At 62.7% G+C, this 20262-nt stretch carries 22 protein-coding genes; 9 read left to right on the forward strand and 13 right to left on the reverse strand.

Translation table 11 applies throughout. The features are described 5' to 3' along the window. Nucleotides 1-160: 160 nt before the first annotated feature. Complete coding sequence (locus tag LB526_RS07730; protein WP_042646282.1) at nt 161-499, forward strand: TIGR01244 family sulfur transferase; 339 nt, start codon at nt 161-163, stop codon at nt 497-499. Between the two features lie 155 nt (nt 500-654). Here the strand turns inward: LB526_RS07730 and LB526_RS07735 are convergent, their stop codons facing one another. Further along, entirely contained in the window at nt 655-1122 is a 468-nt protein-coding gene (locus tag LB526_RS07735; RefSeq protein WP_095767792.1) for an Lrp/AsnC family transcriptional regulator, read from the reverse strand. A 138-nt stretch (nt 1123-1260) separates the two neighbouring features. Here LB526_RS07735 and hppD point away from each other — a divergent pair, with 138 nt between their 5' ends. The 3 genes from hppD to LB526_RS07750 all read left to right on the forward strand — a co-directional run bounded on the left by hppD (nt 1261) and on the right by LB526_RS07750 (nt 3045). Beyond that, the gene (gene hppD, locus LB526_RS07740; protein WP_224627112.1) at nt 1261-2376 is read left to right on the forward strand and encodes a 4-hydroxyphenylpyruvate dioxygenase; all 1116 of its coding nucleotides are present in this window, start codon (nt 1261-1263) and stop codon (nt 2374-2376) included. Between the two features lie 70 nt (nt 2377-2446). After that, complete coding sequence (locus tag LB526_RS07745) at nt 2447-2671, forward strand: type II toxin-antitoxin system Phd/YefM family antitoxin (protein ID WP_128259409.1); 225 nt, start codon at nt 2447-2449, stop codon at nt 2669-2671. Beyond that, a complete protein-coding gene (locus LB526_RS07750) occupies nt 2668-3045 on the forward strand; it encodes a type II toxin-antitoxin system VapC family toxin (RefSeq protein ID WP_140841003.1) in 378 nt (125 codons plus the stop codon). The genes LB526_RS07745 and LB526_RS07750 overlap by 4 nt, the downstream gene beginning before the upstream one ends. Here the strand turns inward: LB526_RS07750 and LB526_RS07755 are convergent. The 4 genes from LB526_RS07755 to hmgA are packed head-to-tail and all read right to left on the reverse strand — an operon-like array spanning nt 3042 to nt 6814. After that, complete coding sequence (locus LB526_RS07755; RefSeq protein WP_224627114.1) at nt 3042-3584, reverse strand: DinB family protein; 543 nt, start codon at nt 3582-3584, stop codon at nt 3042-3044. The two genes, LB526_RS07750 and LB526_RS07755, sit on opposite strands and share 4 nt — an antisense overlap. A gap of 10 nt (nt 3585-3594) precedes the next feature. After that, the gene (locus tag LB526_RS07760) at nt 3595-4608 is read right to left on the reverse strand and encodes a fumarylacetoacetate hydrolase family protein (RefSeq protein WP_224627115.1); all 1014 of its coding nucleotides are present in this window, start codon (nt 4606-4608) and stop codon (nt 3595-3597) included. Beyond that, nucleotides 4605-5504, reverse strand: coding sequence for an MBL fold metallo-hydrolase (locus LB526_RS07765; protein WP_224627116.1), 900 nt, complete (start codon nt 5502-5504; stop codon nt 4605-4607). Before LB526_RS07765 ends, LB526_RS07760 begins: the two co-directional genes overlap by 4 nt. Continuing rightward, nucleotides 5501-6814: a homogentisate 1,2-dioxygenase gene (hmgA, locus tag LB526_RS07770; RefSeq protein ID WP_224627117.1), complete on the reverse strand. Its 1314-nt coding sequence runs from the start codon at nt 6812-6814 to the stop codon at nt 5501-5503. The genes LB526_RS07765 and hmgA overlap by 4 nt, the downstream gene beginning before the upstream one ends. A gap of 129 nt (nt 6815-6943) precedes the next feature. On the opposite strand from hmgA, the gene LB526_RS07775 reads away from it, so the two are divergent. Beyond that, nucleotides 6944-7387, forward strand: coding sequence for a MarR family winged helix-turn-helix transcriptional regulator (locus tag LB526_RS07775; RefSeq protein ID WP_224529342.1), 444 nt, complete (start codon nt 6944-6946; stop codon nt 7385-7387). A 206-nt stretch (nt 7388-7593) separates the two neighbouring features. Here LB526_RS07775 and tdh read toward each other — a convergent pair whose 3' ends face one another. From tdh to LB526_RS07790, 3 genes are read right to left on the reverse strand one after another with little or no spacing between them, the layout of a single operon-like run. Further along, nucleotides 7594-8628, reverse strand: a complete 1035-nt coding sequence (tdh, locus tag LB526_RS07780) for an L-threonine 3-dehydrogenase (RefSeq protein WP_224627118.1) — start codon at nt 8626-8628, stop codon at nt 7594-7596. Between the two features lie 46 nt (nt 8629-8674). Next, nucleotides 8675-9118: an SRPBCC family protein gene (locus LB526_RS07785; protein ID WP_224610922.1), complete on the reverse strand. Its 444-nt coding sequence runs from the start codon at nt 9116-9118 to the stop codon at nt 8675-8677. A 28-nt stretch (nt 9119-9146) separates the two neighbouring features. Continuing rightward, complete coding sequence (locus LB526_RS07790) at nt 9147-10334, reverse strand: glycine C-acetyltransferase (protein ID WP_224627119.1); 1188 nt, start codon at nt 10332-10334, stop codon at nt 9147-9149. A 287-nt stretch (nt 10335-10621) separates the two neighbouring features. Here LB526_RS07790 and LB526_RS07795 point away from each other — a divergent pair, with 287 nt between their 5' ends. Then, nucleotides 10622-12691: a putative bifunctional diguanylate cyclase/phosphodiesterase gene (locus tag LB526_RS07795; RefSeq protein WP_224529099.1), complete on the forward strand. Its 2070-nt coding sequence runs from the start codon at nt 10622-10624 to the stop codon at nt 12689-12691. A gap of 787 nt (nt 12692-13478) precedes the next feature. Further along, nucleotides 13479-13613 carry a hypothetical protein gene (locus LB526_RS29555; RefSeq protein WP_263482482.1) on the forward strand — a complete coding sequence of 45 codons (135 nt, stop codon included), beginning with the start codon at nt 13479-13481 and terminating at the stop codon, nt 13611-13613. Nucleotides 13614-13685: 72 nt separating this feature from the next. On the opposite strand, the gene LB526_RS07800 is transcribed toward LB526_RS29555, so the two are convergent. Then, nucleotides 13686-14093, reverse strand: coding sequence for a MarR family winged helix-turn-helix transcriptional regulator (locus LB526_RS07800; protein ID WP_224529100.1), 408 nt, complete (start codon nt 14091-14093; stop codon nt 13686-13688). Nucleotides 14094-14262: 169 nt separating this feature from the next. On the opposite strand from LB526_RS07800, the gene LB526_RS07805 reads away from it, so the two are divergent. Next, complete coding sequence (locus LB526_RS07805) at nt 14263-14670, forward strand: hypothetical protein (protein WP_224627120.1); 408 nt, start codon at nt 14263-14265, stop codon at nt 14668-14670. Nucleotides 14671-14764: 94 nt separating this feature from the next. Here LB526_RS07805 and LB526_RS07810 read toward each other — a convergent pair whose 3' ends face one another. Next, entirely contained in the window at nt 14765-16810 is a 2046-nt protein-coding gene (locus LB526_RS07810; RefSeq protein ID WP_224627121.1) for an FAD-dependent oxidoreductase, read from the reverse strand. Between the two features lie 78 nt (nt 16811-16888). Between LB526_RS07810 and queF the strand changes: the two genes are divergently transcribed. Continuing rightward, nucleotides 16889-17350 carry a preQ(1) synthase gene (queF, locus tag LB526_RS07815; protein ID WP_126083116.1) on the forward strand — a complete coding sequence of 154 codons (462 nt, stop codon included), beginning with the start codon at nt 16889-16891 and terminating at the stop codon, nt 17348-17350. A 68-nt stretch (nt 17351-17418) separates the two neighbouring features. Here queF and LB526_RS07820 read toward each other — a convergent pair whose 3' ends face one another. The 3 genes from LB526_RS07820 to LB526_RS07830 form a co-directional block, all read right to left on the reverse strand. Then, a complete protein-coding gene (locus LB526_RS07820; RefSeq protein ID WP_224627122.1) occupies nt 17419-18006 on the reverse strand; it encodes a hypothetical protein in 588 nt (195 codons plus the stop codon). Between the two features lie 4 nt (nt 18007-18010). Beyond that, nucleotides 18011-18484 carry a DUF3828 domain-containing protein gene (locus LB526_RS07825; RefSeq protein WP_224627123.1) on the reverse strand — a complete coding sequence of 158 codons (474 nt, stop codon included), beginning with the start codon at nt 18482-18484 and terminating at the stop codon, nt 18011-18013. A gap of 92 nt (nt 18485-18576) precedes the next feature. Continuing rightward, a complete protein-coding gene (locus tag LB526_RS07830) occupies nt 18577-20226 on the reverse strand; it encodes an ABC transporter substrate-binding protein (protein ID WP_224601679.1) in 1650 nt (549 codons plus the stop codon). Between the last annotated feature and the right edge of the window lie 36 nt (nt 20227-20262).

Raw genomic sequence — 20262 nt, forward strand, 5'->3', positions numbered from 1 at the left:
CGCAGCGTCCATTGCGTATCCGAGAGGGACGCGGCGCTGCGGGAGCCGGTTGGATTTTCCGGCGCACATTCTCTATTTGGCAGAGAAATCCGCTCGTACGGATTGCCGCTCATGCCCCGGGGTGGCATGACTGCGCCAAAGAGATTGCGAGGACCACATCATGGAATACCGCCAGATCAGCGACGACTATTCGGTCTCCGGCCAGATCCAGCCGCAGGATATTGCCGCCATCAAGGACGCCGGCTTCAAAAGCGTGATCTGCAACCGGCCGGACGACGAGCAGCCGGGCCAGCCCTCGGCCGATAGCGTCAAGGCAGCGGCCGAGGCGGCCGGCCTTGCCTTCCGCTACATTCCGGTGATCAGCGGCCAGATCACCATGGACAATGTCGAGGACCAGGCCGCCGCGCTCGACGAACTAGAAGGCCCGGTCTTCGCCTATTGCCGCTCAGGCGCGCGCTGCACCAATCTTTACGGGCTGATCCAGCAGCAGCGGGGGTGACGGATTTGCCGCGAAAGTGTGCTGAGATTCAGGTCAGGCCGAGCCGAAAATGGTGGCTTCCGAGAACCGGAGCGGAGCGTACTTAAAGTACGTGAGCACCGGAAGCGCAGGAAGCCGCCATTTGCAGGCCGGCCTCACCTGAATATCGGCACACTTTAAATCGGCAGCGCGCCGGTTTCCTTCAGCGTCTCCAGCACGATCGCCGTCTTCACGTGCTGCACGGATTCGTGCGGCAGGAGCACGCCGTTGACGAACTCGGACAGTGACTTGAGGTCGGGCGTCACCACCTTCAGGATGTAGTCCATCTCGCCGGTCAGCGCGTGCGCCTCCTGCACTTCGGGCAGGCGGGCCACCAGCTCGCCGAAGCGGCGGGCATTGTCGCGGTTGTGGGTGGCTAAAGTCACCGAGATGACGTTGACCAGCGAAAAGCCCAGACGATCGCGGTCGAGCACGGCGCGGTATCCTTTGATGTAGCCATCATCCTCCAGCCGCTGGCGGCGGCGCGAGCATTGCGAGGGCGAGAGGTTCACGCGCTCCGAAAGGTCATTGTTGGTATAGCGTGCATCCTCCTGCAGAAGCGCCATTATCTTGCGGTCAAATTGATCGAGACGCGTATCATCCACGAGCAATCCTCCATTCATGCATAATTTGCGCACATGATGACAATTTCAGGCGGTTGAATGCAAGCACCGTGCGGCTGCTCCGCGCTATTATGGCGAAAGATGGCCAAGCTTGGCCGCAACAGCTTTCGGAGGACTGCCATGGGCCCGTTCCCGCACGACGCCCCGCCCGCCAGGATCAGCAAGCAAAACCCCGCCGGCACCGACGGTTTCGAGTTCGTCGAGTTTGCGCATTCGGAGCCCGAAAAGCTCGCCGAATTGTTCACCCGCATGGGCTATGTCGCGGTCGCAAGGCACCGCACTAGGAACATCACCGTCTGGCGCCAGGGCGACATCAACTATGTCGTCAATGCCGAGCCCGGCTCGCATGCGATGAAGTTCGTCGACAAGCACGGCCCCTGTGCCGCCTCGATGGCGTGGCGCGTGGTCGATGCCAAACATGCCTTCGACCACGCCGTCTCAAACGGTGCCACACCCTATGAAGGAAGCGACAAGGCGCTCGACGTGCCAGCGATCGTCGGCATTGGCGGCTCGCTGCTTTATTTCATCGAAGCCTATGGCGAAAAAGGCTCCGCTTACGATGCCGAGTTCGAGTGGCTGGGCGAGCGCGACCCGAAGCCCGAAGGCGTCGGTTTCTATTATCTCGACCACCTCACCCACAATGTCTATCGCGGCAACATGGACAAATGGTGGGACTTCTACCGCGACCTGTTCGGCTTCAAGCAGATCCATTTCTTCGACATCGACGGTAAGATCACCGGCCTTGTCAGCCGCGCCATCACCTCGCCCTGCGGCAAGATCCGCATTCCGCTGAATGAGTCCAAGGACGAGACCAGCCAGATCGCCGAGTATCTGAAGAAGTACAATGGCGAGGGCATCCAGCACATCGCGGTCGGCACCGATGCGATCTACGAGGCCACCGACAAGCTCGCCGCCAACGGGCTGAAATTCATGCCCGGCCCGCCCGACACTTATTATGAGATGTCGCATGAGCGCGTGCACGGCCACGACGAGCCGATCGAGCGCATGAAGAAGCACGGCATCCTGATCGACGGCGAAGGCGTCGTCGACGGCGGCACGACCAAGATCCTGCTGCAGATCTTTTCCAAAACCGTGATCGGCCCGATCTTCTTCGAGTTCATCCAGCGCAAGGGCGACGAAGGTTTTGGCGAAGGCAATTTCCGCGCGCTCTTCGAGTCGATCGAGCAGGACCAGATCAAGCGCGGCGTTATCAAGCTGGGCGGCAAGGCGGCTTAGACGATCCGATTCGGATAGCTTGCGATGCGATCAATTATGACCTAAATTATGGTCATAAAGGATCGCATCCATGAATGTCTCCATCGCCGAAGCCAAGGCCAAATTGTCGGAACTCGTAAGCCGCGCCGAAGCCGGCGAGGAGATTGTGCTTACGCGCCATGGCAAGGTTGCCGCGCGTATTGTACCTCCAGAGGTGGTCGAGCCGCTTCCGCGTATCGGCGCCCTGAAAGGGAAGATATGGATTGCGGACGACTTTGACGAACTCGGTCCCGAATGGGACGAGTACGTCAAATGACGACAGGTCCGTTTCTCGCCGATACGCACATTATCCTCTGGTCGATTTCGGACGACCGACGTCTCAGCGAACAGCACCGCGCCATCCTGAACTCGGAAGCCATGGTGTTCGCGAGCGCGGCAAGCGTTTGGGAAATCGCCATCAAACGGTCAATTGGAAAACTTCAGGCGCCAGATGACCTGCCGGGATTGCTTCCGAGGATGCGGTTTCAGCCCCTCGCCGTTACCTTGCAGCATGCGCATGCCGTCGGCGACTTACCTCCGCACCACGGCGATCCATTCGATAGGTTGCTGATTGCGCAAGCACAGGTGGAGAACCTGACCATCCTGACATCCGACTCGCATTTCGCTCGATACAGCATTGCGCTTGCCTAACTTTCCAGCCCTAGCCGCTTGACCTCGTCCTTCCTCAGCTTGACGTCGTAGTCGAGCAGAAACTCATCCAATTGCGGCGGCGCCACCGAAGTGCCGGAGAGCATCGCATGCACTTGGCCGCGATGGTGAATGTCGTGCAGGAAGACGTGGGCGAGAATGTCGCCGATCCGTTCGGGGATCATGCCGTCCTCGCGCCGGTCGGTGACGACGCGCCGGTCGAGATCGGCCTCCGACAGGCCGTCGCAGAAAGCGATGAGCTTGCGGTCGAAATCAGCCTGTGCCGCTGCCAGGCTTGCGGCGGCGTCTAACGGTATGAAGTCGTCGTAAGCCGCGGCACCCATGCCGCCATCGGTCAGGAAGTCGAAATAGAGAAGGTCGACCGCCAAGATGTGATTGAGCGTCTCCCTGATCGAAGGGAAGAAGCTGACGCGCCCGGCCTCGAACTCGCCGGGCTTGAGCGCGAGCACCGCGCGGTAGAGCCGGTCGTTCGACCACAGATTGTTGCGGGCCATGCGGCGCAGGTGCTCGAGCAAGGTCACCGTCGGGTTCTCACCCCCCGTATTTCTCGACCTTCTGCTCGATGGCGCCGAAGATCGAATGGCCGGCCTTGTCCTTCATCTCGATGCGCACGGTGTCGCCAAAACGCAGGAAGGGCGTTTTCGGTTCGCCGGACTCGATGGTTTCGATCATGCGCAGCTCGGCGATGCAGGAATAGCCGGCGCCGCCGGCCGAGACGGGTTTGCCCGGCCCGCCGTTCAGCTTGTTGGAGACGGTTCCGGAGCCGATGATGGTTCCGGCGGCGAGCGGCCGGGTCTTTGCGGCATGCGCGATCAGCGTCGGGAAATCGAAGGTCATGTCGACGCCGGCATTGGCGCGGCCGAACGGCTTGCCGTTGACGTCGACCAGCAGCGAGAGATTGACCTTGCCGCCGTCCCAGGCATCGCCCAGCTCGTCGGGCGTGACCGCGACTGGCGAGAAGGCCGACGAAGGTTTCGACTGGAAGAAGCCGAAGCCTTTGGCCAGTTCCGGCCCGGTGATAGCGCGCAGTGTGACGTCGTTGACCAGCATAATGAGGCGGATTGCCTCCTTCGCTTGTTCCAGACTGGCGCCCATCCGGACGTCGTCGACGACGACCGCGACCTCGGCCTCCATGTCGATGCCGAAGGCCTCGTCGGCCATGCGGATCGGATCGCGCGGCGCAATGAAGGAGTCCGAGCCGCCCTGGTAGATCAGCGGGTCGGTCCAGAAGCTTGCCGGCATCTCGGCGCCGCGCGCTTTCCGCACCAGCTCGACATGGTTCACATAGGCGGAGCCGTCCGCCCATTGATAGGCGCGCGGAAGCGGCGAATGCGCGTCGTGCTCATGGAAACGCGCCGAGGGCACCGCGTTGGTCTCAAGCGATTCGGCCATGGCCGCCAGATGCGGCGCAATGCGGCGCCAATCGTCGAGCGCAGCCTGCAGCGTCGGCACCAGGAAGGAAGCGTCGGTGAACCGCGTCAGATCGCGCGAGACCACGACCAGTTTTCCGTCGCGCGTCCCGTTCTTCAATGTGGCAAGCTTCATGCGGTTTCCTCTCCTGACGCGGTGTCCTGACCGCTTAGCCCCACAACAAGGCCGTCGCGGGCAATCGTCAAGTCGCCGGACCAAGTTTTCCTGACGGCGTCGATCCAGTCGTCCTCGCCGATCGCCGGATCGTCGGCTGGAATGAGATGGTTGAGCACCAGCCGCCTCACCCCGGCATCGCTGGCGATGCGGCCTGCTTCGTCGGCAAAACTGTGGCTGGCTAGGAGATGCTCGCGCAGCCGCGCGCCGTTGCCAGTCCGGGCGACCAGTCGCTCCACGCCTCCCTCCAGCATGGCCTCATGGACAAGGATGTCGGCAGCTTTGGCAAACTCAGCCAGTGGCGGAAAGAAGGCAGTGTCGGCGGAAAACACCACGCTCTTGCCGCCCTGCTCGAAACGCAGCGCAAAACAGTCGGTGACCGGCGGATGGTCGACGCGCAACGAAGTCACCGTCAGACCTCGCTCGTCCAAAACCGACCCTTCGCCGAACTCCTCGACCGTGATCAGGTCGCGGATGTCCGGCCTGCCTTCGTCGATGATGCGGATCTCGATGTCGAACTCCATCGCCTGGCAGAAGCATTGCCAGTAGTACCCCGTGCCGGGTGGGCCAAAAACGGTCACCGGCGTCGCCAGCCCCGCCGTCCAGGCGGTGTGGATCAGCGGCCCGAGTTCCAGAACGTGGTCCGAATGAAGGTGCGTGACGAAGATCAGGTCGAGCGCCTTCAGGCTGACGCCGGCATCAGTCAGCGCACGCGTGACGCCCAGCCCGCAATCGACGACGATGGTGCGCCCACCGATTTCAAGCAGCGACGAACTCGGCCAGGGTCCGCCCGGCCGGACTGCCGGGCCACCCTTGGAGCCGAGCAGGACGAGCCGATCCACGTTTTCGGTATTCAAGACCAGTCGCCTTCCGGGGTGCCGTTGAAACGCTTCTTCAGGTCGGCCCAGCAGTCGATGTAGTTCTCCTGCAAGGTGCCGAGCTCGGCGGCGTAGCGCGTCAGCATCTGCGGAAAGCGCGTTTCGAACATGAAGGCCATGGTGTTGTCGAGCTTGACCGGCTTCAGGTCGGCGCGCGTCGCCTTCTCGAAGCCGGAAGCATCCGGGCCATGCGCCAGCATCTGGTTGTGCAGGCTGATGCCGCCGGGCACGAAACCTTCCTCCTTGGCGTCGTACTGGCCATGGATCAGGCCCATGAACTCGCTCATGATGTTACGATGGTACCAGGGCGGCCGGAACGTATTTTCGGCCACCACCCAGCGCGGCGGGAAGATGACGAAGTCGACGTTGGCCGTGCCCTCCTCGCCGCTCGGCGCCGTCAGCACGGTGAAGATCGATGGATCGGGGTGGTCGAACAGGATGGCGCCGACGGGCGAAAACGTCGCCAGATCATATTTGTAGGGCGCGTAGTTGCCATGCCAGGCGACGACGTCGAGCGGCGAATGGCCGAGTTCGGTAACGTGGAAGGCGCCGCACCATTTGACGATCAGCCGGCAGGGCGTCTCCTTCTCCTCGAACCAGGCGCAGGGCGTTTTGAAATCGCGCGGATTGGCCAGGCAATTGGCGCCGATCGGGCCGCGGTCGGGCATGGTGAACTTGGCGCCGTAATTCTCGCAGACATAGCCGCGCGCCTCCTTGTCGGCGAGCTCGACCTTGAAGACGAGGCCGCGCGGCAGCACCGCGATCTCGCCGGGGCGAAGCTCAATCACCCCCATCTCGGTGACGAAGCGCAGCGCGCCCACCTGCGGCACGACCAGCAATTCGCCGTCGGCGTTGAAGAAATGGTCGTCCACCATCGACCGGTTGGCGACATAGACATGCGCTGCCATGCCCGACTGGCCAACCGCATCGCCGGCCGTGGTGAAGGTACGCATGCCGGAAATGAAGTCGGTCGGCTCGGTCGGCATCGGCGTCGGGTTCCAGCGGTATTGGCCGAGCGCCAGCTCGTGATCGCCGATATTGGGCCCCGTCTTCCACAAAGGGTAGCTGGCGCCCTTGAAGCGGCCGGTGTGCTTTACGCTCGGACGGATGCGGTAAAGCCAGGAGCGCTCGTTGGTGCCGCGCGGCGCGGTGAAGGGCGAGCCCGAAAGCTGCTCGGCATAGAGGCCGTAGGCCGGCCGCTGCGGCGAGTTGCGGCCCTGCGGCAGCGATCCGGGCAGCGTCTCGGTTTCGAAATCATTGCCGAAACCCGGCATGTAGGAAAAGCCCATCCGATCCTCCCTGATCCCGGCTTGCAAGCTTCAAGAACTTGGCCTGCAGGCGATGTTGACCAAACTGGTTTCATTTGTAACCATTGAAAATGTAACTATCAACGGCCACGATGCATCCCGGAGCGCTTCATGGAACCGGATATCCTTGAACTGGAAAGCTTCCTGCCCTACCGGCTCTACCGGCTTGCCGACACCGTCAGCCGCGAATTTTCGCGGATCTACAAGGAGCGTCACGGCCTGACGCGACCGGAATGGCGCACGCTGTCGGGGCTTGGCGAGCGGGGCACGATGACGGCGACGGAGCTCGGCGAGCAATCGGCCATGCACAAGACGAAGGTGTCGCGGGCGGTGGCGGAGTTGGAACGGCGTAGGTGGTTGACGCGGACGCCGGATGAGAATGATCGCCGCGTAGAGCGCCTCGCCCTGACCAAGACGGGTTTAGCCGCCTATCGCGAGATGGTGCCGCTGGCGAAGGCGTTTGAAAGGGAGTTGCTGGGGAAGCTGAGTGTGGAGGAGCGCGCGGCGATTGCCAGGGGGGTGGCGGCGCTGGAAGAGGCTTTGGAGAGAAAGTAGATGAGAGGCCGGCGGGACAGCGCCCCCCTCTGTCCTGCCGGACATCTCCCCCTCTTGGGGGGAGATTGGCAGCTTTGGCGACGGCGCTCGTCTTGCAAGGTCCGCGATTGGCGAAGGCCGGCGTGACGGCTGATCTCCCTCCTTGAGGGGTAGATGTCCGGCAGGACAGAGGGGGGCGAAGGAACTCGACATCTCTCCAGAGGCTCTCACCAATCCATCACAACCTTCCCAGAACTCCCACTCCTCATCGCATCGAACCCCACCTGGAAATCGTCGATCCCGATGCGATGGGTGATCAGCCCCGAGACATCCAGCGGGCCTTGCACCAGGGCGATCATCTTGTACCAGGTCTCGAACATCTCGCGGCCGTAGATGCCTTTGAGATGCAGCATCTTGAAGATGACCTTATTCCAGTCGATCTCGAAGCCGGTCGGCGCGATGCCGAGGATGGCGATCTTGCCGCCATTGTTCATGGTGTCGATCATGTCGCGAAAGGCAGGGGCCGCGCCTGACATCTCCAGCCCGACGTCGAAACCTTCGCTCATGCCGATCGACGGCATCACATCGCGCAGCTTTTCCTTAGAGGCGTCGACGACATGCTGGACACCGAGTTTTCGCGCCAGATCCAGTCGCACCGGGTTGATATCGGTGATGACGACCTTTCGCGCGCCGACGCATTGCGCCACCAGCGCACCCATGATGCCGATCGGCCCGGCGCCGGTGACCAGCACGTCCTCACCGACCAGATCAAAGGACAAGGCCGTGTGCACGGCATTGCCCAGCGGATCGAAGATAGCGGCGATCTCGTCCGGCACATCGTCGGGGATCGGCACGACATTGTGCTGTGGGATCGCCAGATACTCGCCGAAGGCGCCGGGGCGGTTGACGCCGACGCCGATCGTGTTGCGGCAGAGATGCCCTCGCCCGGCGCGGCAGTTGCGGCAATGGCCGCAGACGATGTGGCCTTCGCCCGACACGCGCTGGCCGACCTTGTATTCGGTGACCGCGGAGCCGAAATCAGCGACCGTGCCGACGAATTCGTGGCCCGTCACCATCGGCACGGGCACCGTCTTCTGCGCCCACTGGTCCCAATTGTAGATATGGACGTCGGTGCCGCAGATCGCGGTCTTCTTGACCTTGATCAGCACGTCGTTGGGGCCGATCTCCGGCACCGGCACCTCTTCCATCCAGATGCCCGGCTCGGCCTTGGCCTTCACCAGCGCCTTCATCATGTTCGACATCAGACGCTCCTCAAAAATCTTGCCTCTCTCGATGGGATCGGTTTCATCAGTGCGCCGCCTCCAGAATGTTCTTCAGCCGGAGCAAGTCTCGATCGGTCGAACGCCGAACGGCCAGGGCGATAAACGGCGCCACAAGACGGGAAAAGCCTGTCGGGGTACCGCGGTTCCGGAGCGCCATATGGGTAGCGCCTTCTCGGGTATCGCGCCATGCATAACTCGTTTCCATGGGAAACGGTCCTTCGGCGGTTCGCATCACCAGCCGCTCGCCCTGCACGAGATCTACAATTTCGTAGGTGTAAACAAGCCGCCGTCCGAGGAACTGCGCTACGAACGCAATTCTCGATCCTACCTGGACCGGTCGGGGCGTCTTCCATTCGACCGATTTGATATTGACGTACCAGCGGGGCACGTTGTCCGGATCGGCGGAAAAGGCGGCGACGACCGCGCGGGGCCTGGCGATCTCGATCCTGCTCGTGACATCGATCGTCATGGCCGACTTCTGTTTTCCTCGGCGTGGGTCAAGCGATTACACCCAGTTCTTTTCCCACGTCGCCGAAGGCCGCGACCGCACGGTCGATGTCGGCGCTGGAATGGGCGGCAGACATCTGCGTGCGGATGCGCGCTTGGCCCTTCGGCACCACCGGGAAGGAGAAGCCGATGACATAGATGCCGCGCTTCAGCATGCGCTGCGCCATCTCCTGCGCCAGCGCCGCGTCGCCCAGCATCACCGGGATGATCGGATGATCGGCGCCAGCCAGCGTGAAGCCGAGCTTGCCCATCCTGGAACGGAACCGGTCCGCATTGGCATATAGGCGCTCGCGCAACGCGTCGCCATGGCGGATCAGGTCGAAGACCTTGATCGAGGCGCCGGCGATCGCCGGCATCAGCGTGTTGGAGAAGAGATAGGGGCGCGAGCGCTGGCGCAGCCAGTCGACCACCTGGCTTTTGCCCGACGTGTAACCGCCCGAGGCGCCGCCCAGCGCCTTGCCGAGCGTGCCCGTGATGATGTCCACCCTGCCCTCGACGCCGCAATGCTCGGCCGAGCCGCGGCCGTTCTTGCCGACGAAGCCGACCGCATGGCTGTCGTCGACCATGACCATGGCGTCGTATTTCTCGGCGAGGTCGCAGACGCCCTTGAGATTGGCGATGATGCCGTCCATCGAGAACACGCCGTCGGTGGCGATCAGCCGGAAGCGGCAGTCCTTGGCCTCTTTCAGCCGGGCCTCGAGATCGGCCATGTCGTTGTTGGCGTAGCGGAAACGTTTGGCCTTCGAGAGCCGCACGCCGTCGATGATCGAGGCGTGGTTCAGCGCATCCGAGATGATGGCGTCCTCCTCGCCGAGCAGCGTTTCGAACAGGCCGCCATTGGCGTCGAAGCAGGAAGAATAGAGGATGGTATCGTCCATGCCCAGAAAGGAGGAGATGGTCGCCTCGAGCTGCTTGTGTTCCTCCTGCGTGCCGCAAATGAAGCGCACGGAGGCCATGCCGTAGCCGTAGCGGTCGAGCGCGTGCTTTGCCGCGTCGCGCAGATCCGGGCTGTCGGCGAGCCCGAGATAGTTGTTGGCGCAGAAATTCAGCACCTTTTCGCCGCCGACCTCGATCTCGGCGGATTGCATCGAGGAGATCACCCGCTCGGACTTGTAGAGTCCGGCCGATTTCAGCCCTTGAAGCTCGCTTTCGATATGGGAAAGGAATGCTTTGCTCATGGTCGGCCCTGTTCGGTTCGAGGCCGGACTGTCGCGCTACGGGCACGAAAAATCCATCGCAAAAGCGACCGCTTCGGTGGCGCTGCGAAAGCCCGGTCGCAATCCCTGCGATGGCGTGGCGGCAATAGGATCAAAAAAGAGATGTGCGAGAAAGGACGTGATAACCATCTTGCGAGCTTTTCCGCGCTGCCGCGATCACCTTGCCGACCCGTTAACCCTTTCAAGTTAATCGTTTTCCCGCCACGAATCCTTGGCAGGTATCCGTCGACCGGAGGGGTCACCCAGTTATGTCGCAGCAGCCAGTGCAGAGCGTTTCGCGCAAGCTGATCCTGCTCATCAAGACCGGCTACTGGCTGGCGCTGACGATTATCGCCGCCATGGTGATCGCCTCCTTCATCCTTCTGCAGCAGTTGATGGCGCAGCAGCAGCATAATGATGCGCTGCTCGACATCGTCCAGACGCAGAAGGCGCTGTCGCAGCGCATCGTCTTCCTGGCCAGCGCCACGGGTGCTGCCTCGCGCGACAAGCAGCCGGCGCTGGTGACCGCGCTCAAGCAGGCGACCGGCGAGTTCGAAACCAATTACGACCGGCTGCTCACCGAGACCGGCGCCGACCCGCTGTCGCCGGCGCGCAACGATCCCAAATCGATCGAATACGTGCTGTTCAGCAAGCCGTTCCATCTCGACTATTTCTCCGTCGGTCTGGTGGCCAACGGAGAGCGACTGGCCTCGTCCTTCGGATCCCAACTCGGCATGCAAAGCGATGGCTACAAGGGCGGCACCGAGCGCGCCGGCCTCGACGCCTCCCTCGCCAATGCGACCTTGTCCGGCTATGCCGCGCTCGGCCAGCGCATCAGCGCCTTTGCAGACGAACGCTCCGGTCAATTGCTCAACCTGCACCGCACCCTTTTCTTTGCCACCCTTGGCGTCATCGTGCTGGTCGCGTTGTTCATTTTCCGGCCGATGTCCAACGCCATCCTGCGCAAGACACGCGAGCTGGTCGACGCGCGCAACTCGATGGCCTTCATCGCCGTGCATGACGGCCTGACCGGGCTGCACAACCGCACCTTCCTTACCGACCATTTCGAAACGCTGATCAAAGGCGCTCACCGCCGCCGCGAGCGCCTGGCGGTGATCCAGCTCGATCTCGACCGCTTCAAGCAGATCAACGACACGCTTGGCCATGCCGCCGGCGACTACGTGCTGGTGGTGACCGCGCAGCGCATGCGCGATTCCTGCCGCGCGTCGGATCTGTGCGCGCGGCTTGGCGGCGACGAGTTCGTCATGATCCTCAACGGCGCCGGCAGCACCGAGGACATCCATGCGCTGGCCAAGCGCATCCTCGGCGAGATCAACGAGCCGATCACGTTCCAGGGCACGACCATCATGCCCGGCGCCAGCGCCGGCATCGCCGTCTATCCGGTCGACGCCGACAACGCGCAGGACCTGCTCGTCCATGCCGATCTCGCGCTTTATTCCGCCAAGAAGCTCGGCGGCGGCAACTTCTCCTTCTTCTCCGAGGAACTGCGCCGCGAGCTAGACTACCGCAAGCAGCTCGAACAGGACATCCGCACGGCGATCGCCAACAAGAGTTTTGAGGTCTATTTCCAGCCGCAGGTATCGCTGACCAGCGGCAAGATCAGCGGCATCGAGGCGCTGGTGCGCTGGAAACACGCGACGCGCGGTATGATCTCGCCCGGCGAATTCATTCCCGTCGCCGAAAAATGCGGCTTCATGCCGGATGTCGGCCGCATCGTTATCGCCAAAGCGATCGAGGAAGCCGCCGAATGGAACCGCGCCGGCATCGATTTCGGGCGCATCGCCGTCAATGTCTCGGGCACGGAGCTGCGCGAGCTCGATTTCGACGCCTTCTTGTTCGGCACGCTGGAGCGGGCAGGGCTGCCCCCACAGAAGCTGGCGCTGGAGATCGTGGAATCCGTCATCCTCGATGACGAGAAGACCGGGATCGCCGCCAAGCTGCGCCACATCCGCGCCGCCGGCGTGCATCTCGAGCTTGACGACTTCGGCACCGGCTATGCCTCGCTCAGCCACGTCAACCCCAACGAGATCGACCGGCTCAAGATCGACCGCCGCTTCGTCCAGAACATCAACGAGAACGGCGACAACTCCAAGATCGTGCGCGCCATCACCGAGCTTGCCCGCGGGCTCGGCATCTCGATCGTCGCCGAGGGCGCCGAAACCGAGGCCGAGCTCGACTCGCTGATGGCGATCGGCTGCGACCAGGTGCAAGGCTATTCCATCGCCTTCCCGATGCCGCAGGACAAGGCGCGCGAATGGCTTTTGGCGCGTAGCCCGAAGAAGACGAAGCTGAAGGTGCTGCAGGGCAGCTTGGCCTAAGGTCAGTTGCTATTCGGGTGAGGCCGGCCCGTGAACAGCGGCCTTCTGCGCTTCCTGCGCTCACGTACGTTAAGTACGCTCCGCTCCGGTTCTCGCCGGCCGAAGCCCTCATAAGTGTCTCCGCCCTATGAAGGGTACGGCGACGCTACATCTTCGGCGCGACATCGGACTACGACTGAGGCGGCTGGCGCGCGGCCCCTACAAAAAGCAAGCCGCTATGTTGTAAGCCCTGCGGCGATCGGGATGGGGAAAAAAGCGGGGCGCATTGGGGAAGGCGCCCCGGTAAGCGGAGTTCCGCGCTCTTATTTGGTGCTGTTGCCAGGCCCAGTCGTCGTGGTGGTCGTATCGCAATTGTTACAGTCGAGCTTCCCATTGTTTATCTGACCGCTTGGTCCGGTCGTTGTGGTGGTCGTGGTCGTCCCATTGTCATTGTTTGGCGGGTTCCCGCTATGTCCCTGTTCAGACGTGGTCGTCGTAGTGCTGCCTTTAGGGTCCGCAAGCGCGGGAGCGGAGGCTGCGAATGCAAGTGCCGTCGTGACGATAAGAAGGGTTCTCATGGTTTTCCTCCCTAAGACGCTTTGTACGCCGCATCATTGGAGGCAGGGCCCTCTGTGCCTAATATAAGCATACTCTAATAAAACTTGAGGACAATCTATAATCGGATTATAGGCGCTGGAAGGCCTCCTAGAGGTGAGCAATTTCAAACTGACCCACTACCCAGTGTTCAGCCAACTTGACACGTCGGTTCAGCCATGGCGGCCTGAGAGATCGCAACCGGATCTCGCGGATGCCGCTTCGCCTTATCCTGCCACTGCTGTTGTCGATCGCATGGCCGGCCTTGGCCGCCGATCGCACCATTTACGTCACCTTCGACGACGGTCCGCTGAACGGCACCAGCAACATCCTCGACGTGCTCTTTTGACGGCAAGGCGAAACTGACGGCGTTGATCGCGGCGCTCAAGCTGCGCCACTACGCCTTCGGCGCGATAGCCGGTTACGACTGAGGCGGCTCGGCGTTGCGCCTAAGGGCCGCAAGCACCTGCGTGAATTCGGCGAGCTTGTCATCGGGGATACCAGCCCGCAGACGCTTGTCGAAGGCTACCGCCGCGAGGCGCAACTTTTCGAACAGCGCTTCGCCGGCTTCCGTCAACGCCACCTGATGGACCCTGCGGTTTTCCGGATCGCGGCGGCGTGTCAGCAATCCTTGCGCCTCCATGCCGTTGAGGTGATGGGTGAGAGTCGCGCCCTGGATACCGATCATGCCGGCAAGCTCGCGCTGGTTCGCCAGTTCCTTCGACTTGACCGACAGCAAAGTCACCCAGACCGGCAGCGTGCCGCCGGCCTCAACCATCGCGGCATCGAAAGCCTGCGCCACCACTTTCGAGGTACGAGCGAGAGTCATGCCGACGGGCGGACGGTCAAACGGTGTCATGACCTGACAGTAGAGCAAAGCGATTGGAACATGAAACCTGGCTTCATGATTGACATCTAACCGTTAGATATCTAACTTTGTCTTATTGATGGCGTCGGCATGCTGCGACGCGCGGCGGGCGGCAGAGAGGAATGCGGTCATGCAATATGTGTATATCGTCACCATCGGTCTGCACGTCATGGCCGGCGTGTTCTGGGCCGGCACAACCATTGCGGTTGCCCGCGATCCGGAGATCAAGGCGGAGCGCTTCATCCGGCCGCAGCTCGGCGCCTCCGGCCTGGCGTTCCTGACCGGCATATTGCTCTGGTATTTCTTCCACGAAGGGGCTTTCGGCTCGATGGAGAAGGTGCTGGCGCTGGGCATTTTGACGGCGCTGGTCGCCGCCGGCGTGCAGGGTGCGCTTGTCGCCTCCGCCAGCAGACAGCTGGCCGGTGCCGATCAGGCGACGCAAATCCAGCTGCGGGCGAAAATGACCAGAGGCGAACGCATTGCCGGCGGGCTGCTGGTCATCACCGTGTTTTGCATGGCGTCTGCCAAGCTGTTTTGAAACGCACGGCCGGCAAAACCGACCGGGCGCGGCGCGCAACGGACCAAAGCGGCAGGTGGCTCTCCTTGCAAAGGTCCGTTGCGCGTCACAACCCTCAGATCCTGATCCCGAACCGGATGCCGTCATAGATGGCGGCGTGGATGTTGCGCGAGGCGACAGCGTCGCCGATGCGAAACAGCACGAAGCCGCCTTCGGCATTGCGAGCGGGGAAGATGTCGCCGCCGCTCACCAGCCGCTCATAGTCGACCGCGCCGCCGTTCTTCGACAGGGGTTTGAGCGACAGATAAAGATCGTCGAGCGGCACGGTGCCGTGCTCGACCACCACCTGGTCGATGCGCCGCTCGCCGCGCCAGCCGTCGGCGAAGTCCGAGGCCAGCTCGGCGACGAGCTGGTTGCCCTCGCGCCGCACCGAACGCAGGCGGGTGTTGATGGTGACGGTGACGCCTTTTTCGTGGAAGGCGCGCATATAGGGCACGTGGTTCAGACCGCCCATTTCCGGCGCGAAGAAGCGCTCGGGCGAAACCAGTTCCAGCTTCGAGCCACTGTTGGCGATCAGCTCGGCGGCGCCCATGCCCTGATGGCCGCCATTGTCGTCGTAAAGCAGCACGTTCTCGGCCGGCTTGACGCTCCCGGCCATGATGTCCCAGCTCGAGGTGACAAGATTGTCGCCGGCCGTCAGCGGCGGGTTCTGCGGCATGCCACCGGTGGCGACGATCACCACATCCGGCGACAGCGCCAGCACATCGCTCTTCTCGGCCCAGGTGTCGTAGCGGATTTCAACGCCGAGACGGTCGAGCTCGGCCAATCGCCAGTCGATGATGCCAATCAGTTCCTTGCGGCGCGGGTTCTGAGTTGCCAAGCGCACCTGTCCCCCGGCCTGGCTTGAGGCTTCCAGCACTGTCACCTGATGGCCACGTTCGGCTGCGACGCGGGCGGCCTCCAGGCCGCCGGCGCCAGCGCCCACCACCACGACTTTCTTCTTCGGTCCCTCGCTCTTTGCGATGACGTGCGGAATGGTCGCCTCGCGGCCGGTCGCTGCGTTGTGGACGCAAAGCGCCTCGCCGCCCTCATAGATGCGGTCGAGGCAATAGGTGGCGCCGACGCAAGGCCGGATCTCGTGCTCGCGGCCCTCCATCACTTTGCGGACGATATGCGGATCGGCGATATGCGCGCGGGTCATGCCGACCATGTCGAGTTTGCCGGTGGCGATGGCGTGGCGAGCCGTGGCGACATCGGAAATGCGCGCCGCATGGAAGGTCGGGAACTTCGTCGCCGCCCTCACCTCGCCGGCGAAATCGAGATGCGGCGAGGACCGCATGCCGGCCACCGGGATGACCTTGGTCAGCGACGCGTCGGTCTCGATCGTGCCGCGGATGATGTTGAGAAAATCGACCTTGCCGGATGAGGCCAAGCGCCTGGCGATCTCGACGCCAACTTCCTTCGTGATGCCATTTTCGACGTCCTCGTCGGCGACCATGCGGATGCCGACGATGAATTCTCTACCGACCGCGGCGCGGACCGCATCCAGAACCATGTCGGTGAAGCGCAGCCGGTTGCCGAGCGAGCCGCCGAACTCGTCGTCGCGATGGTTGGTGAGCGGTGACCAGAAGCCGTCCATCAGATGGCCATAGGATTCGAACTCGATGCCGTCGAGCCCGGCTGCCTGGCAGCGCTGCGCGGCGGAAGCATAGTCGGCGACGATGCGCTCGATATCCCACTCCTCGATGGTCTTCGGGAACGCGCGGTGCGCCGGCTCGCGCACCGGCGAGGCCGACAGCACCGGCAGCCAGTCGGCCTTGTTCCAGCCCGTGCGGCGGCCGAGATGCGTGATCTGGATCATCACCTTGCAGTCATGCTCATGGCAGGCATCGGCGAGTTCGGCCAACCACGGCACGATCCTGTCGTCATAGACATGCAGATTGCCGAAGGCAGCCGGACTGTCGCGCGAGACGATCGCCGAGCCCGCCGTCATGGTCAGCGCCATGCCACCCTTGGCTTTCTCGGCATGATAGAGCCGGTAACGCTCCTTCGGCATGCCGTCCTCGGAATAGGCCGGCTCATGGCTCGTCGACATCACCCGGTTCTTCAGCGTCAGGTGCTTGAGCTGATAGGGTTGGAGAAGCGGGTCGTTGCTGGTCATCTTCTTCCTGCCATTTCAATTGTGTTAAGGAGCCGCCAACAGCCGCGCCCGATTGGCTTGCGGCAGCAAGGAGCTACCATGACCGACGCCAAGAACCTCACCCAGCTCGGCAAGCACGTCGAGACGCCACAGAGCCCCGAACAGGCAGTCCTGGAGACCGTGCCGTTCCAGCGCGGCGACGGCCCGCCGGCGATCGTGCGCTTCACCTGCCCCGAATTCACCTCGCTGTGCCCGGTCACCGGCCAGCCGGATTTCGCCCACATCGTCATCGACTACGCGCCTGACCGGACGCTGGTGGAATCGAAGTCGCTGAAATTGTTCATGACCTCGTTCCGCAACCACGGCGCCTTCCATGAGGAGTGCACCGTGATGATCGGCCGCCGCATCGTGGAGGCCACCAAGCCGCTCTGGCTGCGCGTGGGCGGCTACTGGTTCCCGCGCGGCGGCATTCCGATCGACGTCTTCTGGCAGACCGGCGCGCCGCCCAAGGACGCCTGGCTGCCGGATACTGGCGTTGCGCCCTATCGCGGAAGGGGTTGAGATTTGTTGCGAAAGGCTGGCGGGACAGCGCGCGAAGGAACGCCAGCCCTGATCTTCAATCACCATTATCATTCGCACTGATACTGGCTGAGCGCCCACTCGCCGGTGACCGACAGAAGGTCGGAGACCTTCCAGGCGCCGCCGACCTTCTTCAGCTTCCATTCCAGCCGGTGCTGGTGGCCTTCGACGACGAAGGCGACGACCACCTTGGCCTCGTCGCCATTGACGGCTTCGATGGTGCGCAGGCTCCGGTCGATGGCGAGCTTGTCATAATCTACATTGTCGAGCGCCATGTTGGGGTCGAGGCACTCGCCCTGCCCCGAGACGCGCAGCGCATCGCTCTTGTCGAGCACGGTTTTCGCCGGATCGATGAAATTCTTGCGCTGAGAAGGGTCGAGTTCCAACCCGACATGTTCGTAGAACGGCTTCACCACCGCGGTCGGCGATCCGGGCAGGACAGGTGCGACGGGCGCCGGTTCGGTCGGCTTGATTTCCGGCGCCGCGGCAGGCGGCGACTTGTCGGTCTTGGGCGCTTTGTCGCCTGAAGACGCGTTCGGGGGCGGCGAGCCGAAGAGCGCCTGCGCCGAGGCTCCGCCGCTCAGCCCCGCGGCCAGCATCGACAAGCTCGACAGCACGAGGACGGACCAGCGAAGCACGGCGTCACTCCGTCGAGGCGCCGCATTCCAGCGCGCTGAGCTTCCAGTCGCTGGTCTTGGAGGTGATATCGGCGATCTTCCACTTGCCGCCCACTTTCTTCAGCGGCCACACCATTTCGCGTTTGGAGTCATCGCCTTCCGGGAAAAGATTGAAGCTTGCCGTCACCTCGGCGGTGTCGCCGTTGACGGCTTCGGTGAGCTTCAGCGTCTTCGACAGGGTCTTCTGATCGAAGTCCTGGGCGTCGAGGCCGGGGGCGAAGTCGATGCAGGACACCTCGTCGGGCTTCTCCTTCTGCGCCCTGTCGTTGGCTTCGAACAGCTTGGTGACCGGCTCGGTGAAGCGGTCGCGGTATTTGGCGTCCGCCTCGAACTTCACCTCCGGCATGTAGAAGAACTTCACGGTGTTGGAAGCCGGCCCGGCAAGCGCGGCGCCGGGCAAGGCTATCGACATGGCAGCGGCAAGCATTGTCGGCTTCATGCAGGAACTCCGAGGTTCGGTGCGTGGCGGCAAGCTCGCTGCCACGCATCCTGCATACCGGCTTTTTTGCGGCTCATGAAGCCCAGTCGCGCTCAGGCATCCAGCCAGACGTTCTGGAAGTCCATTTCGTAGGTCTGGTGCATCGAATAGTTCTTCACCTTCTTGTTCATATGGCAGTAGAGCTTCTGCCAGAAGGGCTGGATGATGACGCCGGAATCCTGCAGGATCGCCTCGACATCCTTCATCACCTCCTTGCGCTTGGCGACGTCGATCTGCGACAGCGCATCCTTGAGCTTGGCGTCGAACTCCGGGTTGGAATAGGCCGTCTCGTTCCAGGCCTCGCCGGTGCGGTAGCCGAGCGCCAGCACCTGCACGCCGAGCGGGCGCATGTACCAGATGGTCATGGAATAAGGATATTTCGTCCAGTCGTTCCAGAAGGTCGAGCCGGGCAGCACCGTGCGCTTCACCTTGATGCCGGCGTCGCGCAGCTGGCCGGCAATCGCATCGCCGGTGTTCTTCTGCCATTCGTCCTCGACCGTGATCAGCTCATGCTCGAAATCGGCCTGACCTGCCTCCGCCATCAGCTTCTTGGCGCCGGCGGCGTCGCGCTCCTTCTTGGGCAGCGGGTAGTATTCAGGATGGATCGGGCTGACATGGTGGTTCTCGCCGACCGTGCCGCGGCCATTATAGCCGAGCTGCATCACCTGGTTGTTGTCGACCGCCATCTGCAGCGCGTTGCGCACCCGCTTGTCGTCATAGGGCTTATGCGTGATGTTGGTGCGGGCAACGAGCGTGGTCGCCGTCGCGACCTCCGACTTCACCAGATCCATCTTGTCTAGCGGGTCGATGTAGTCGGCCGGCGTTTCGAAGTCGAGGTCGATCTCGCCGGAATCGAAGGCATTCAGCGTAGCGTTGAAGTCGGTGCCGTAGTCGATGAACTCCACGCCGTCGAGCGGCGCTTCGCCGCCCCACCACTTGCCGTTCTCGCGGCGCTTGACGACCGCCTTCTGACCAACCGAATAGGACACCAGCTCGAAAGCTCCGGTGCCGATCGGCTTCTTGATCGGGTCGGCGCCGTCCTTGTCGAAGTCGCGGTGCACGACCAGGGCCGGATAGTCGGTGAGGCCGGGGATGATGGCGATGTCGGCTTCGTTGAGCTTCAGCTTGACCGTGTGGTCATCGACCTTGGTGATCGCGCCGTCCTTGGCCTTGCCAGTCTTGGCATCGATAAGCGCGCCGACACGAGCCGCCATGGAATTGCCGGACGCCCCCTTCTCGCACCAGCGGTTCAGATTGAAAACCACATCATCGGCGTTGAAGGCATCGCCATTGTTCCAGGTCACGCCCTTGCGCAGGTGCAGCGTGTATTCGGTGGCGTCGTCATTGACGTCCCAGCTTTCGAGCAGCACCGGCTCGAAAGTGAACTGGTGCGTGTAGCGCACCAGCGGTTCCAGCCACGTGCGGGTGACGTTTGCCATCTCCGTCCAGTCATAGGTGCGCGGATCCTTCTGCGCCTTGACCGACATCGCGACATGCAGCGTACCGCCCTTCTTGGGCTCATCGGCAAGGGCCTTGGTCGGCGCGGCAAGGCCGAGCATGCCATAGGCGAAAGCCGTCGATGCACCGAAAGCGCTTGCCAGAGCCAGGAATTCGCGCCGGTCGACACGCCCTGCCCGCGCCTCCTCGGCCATCGCTTCGATAGCGGCCGGAACCCGGTCGCCATTGCTTCTGAACAGTGTCATTCTCTTTCTCCCATTGGTTTGAGCGGGTCTTTTGCC

Source organism: Mesorhizobium sp. CA6 (assembly GCF_020165035.1).
In the GTDB taxonomy this organism is placed as follows: Bacteria; Pseudomonadota; Alphaproteobacteria; order Rhizobiales; family Rhizobiaceae; genus Mesorhizobium.

Bases quoted from the DNA above. Each gene is read 5' to 3' on its own strand.
- LB526_RS07805 (WP_224627120.1), top strand. From the start codon at position 14,263: ATGCAATATGTGTATATCGTCACCATCGGTCTGCACGTCATGGCCGGC.
- LB526_RS07785 (WP_224610922.1), bottom strand. From the start codon at position 9,118: ATGACGATCGATGTCACGAGCAGGATCGAGATCGCCAGGCCCCGCGCG.
- tdh (WP_224627118.1), bottom strand. From the start codon at position 8,628: ATGTCGAACATGATGAAGGCGCTGGTGAAGGCCAAGGCCGAGCCGGGC.
- LB526_RS07790 (WP_224627119.1), bottom strand. From the start codon at position 10,334: ATGAGCAAAGCATTCCTTTCCCATATCGAAAGCGAGCTTCAAGGGCTG.
- LB526_RS07830 (WP_224601679.1), bottom strand. From the start codon at position 20,226: ATGACACTGTTCAGAAGCAATGGCGACCGGGTTCCGGCCGCTATCGAA.
- LB526_RS07800 (WP_224529100.1), bottom strand. From the start codon at position 14,093: ATGACTCTCGCTCGTACCTCGAAAGTGGTGGCGCAGGCTTTCGATGCC.
- LB526_RS07810 (WP_224627121.1), bottom strand. From the start codon at position 16,810: ATGACCAGCAACGACCCGCTTCTCCAACCCTATCAGCTCAAGCACCTG.
- LB526_RS07750 (WP_140841003.1), top strand. From the start codon at position 2,668: ATGACGACAGGTCCGTTTCTCGCCGATACGCACATTATCCTCTGGTCG.
- LB526_RS07730 (WP_042646282.1), top strand. From the start codon at position 161: ATGGAATACCGCCAGATCAGCGACGACTATTCGGTCTCCGGCCAGATC.
- LB526_RS29555 (WP_263482482.1), top strand. From the start codon at position 13,479: ATGCCGCTTCGCCTTATCCTGCCACTGCTGTTGTCGATCGCATGGCCG.
- LB526_RS07795 (WP_224529099.1), top strand. From the start codon at position 10,622: ATGTCGCAGCAGCCAGTGCAGAGCGTTTCGCGCAAGCTGATCCTGCTC.
- LB526_RS07745 (WP_128259409.1), top strand. From the start codon at position 2,447: ATGAATGTCTCCATCGCCGAAGCCAAGGCCAAATTGTCGGAACTCGTA.
- LB526_RS07760 (WP_224627115.1), bottom strand. From the start codon at position 4,608: ATGAAGCTTGCCACATTGAAGAACGGGACGCGCGACGGAAAACTGGTC.
- hppD (WP_224627112.1), top strand. From the start codon at position 1,261: ATGGGCCCGTTCCCGCACGACGCCCCGCCCGCCAGGATCAGCAAGCAA.
- LB526_RS07825 (WP_224627123.1), bottom strand. From the start codon at position 18,484: ATGAAGCCGACAATGCTTGCCGCTGCCATGTCGATAGCCTTGCCCGGC.
- queF (WP_126083116.1), top strand. From the start codon at position 16,889: ATGACCGACGCCAAGAACCTCACCCAGCTCGGCAAGCACGTCGAGACG.
- hmgA (WP_224627117.1), bottom strand. From the start codon at position 6,814: ATGGGCTTTTCCTACATGCCGGGTTTCGGCAATGATTTCGAAACCGAG.
- LB526_RS07775 (WP_224529342.1), top strand. From the start codon at position 6,944: ATGGAACCGGATATCCTTGAACTGGAAAGCTTCCTGCCCTACCGGCTC.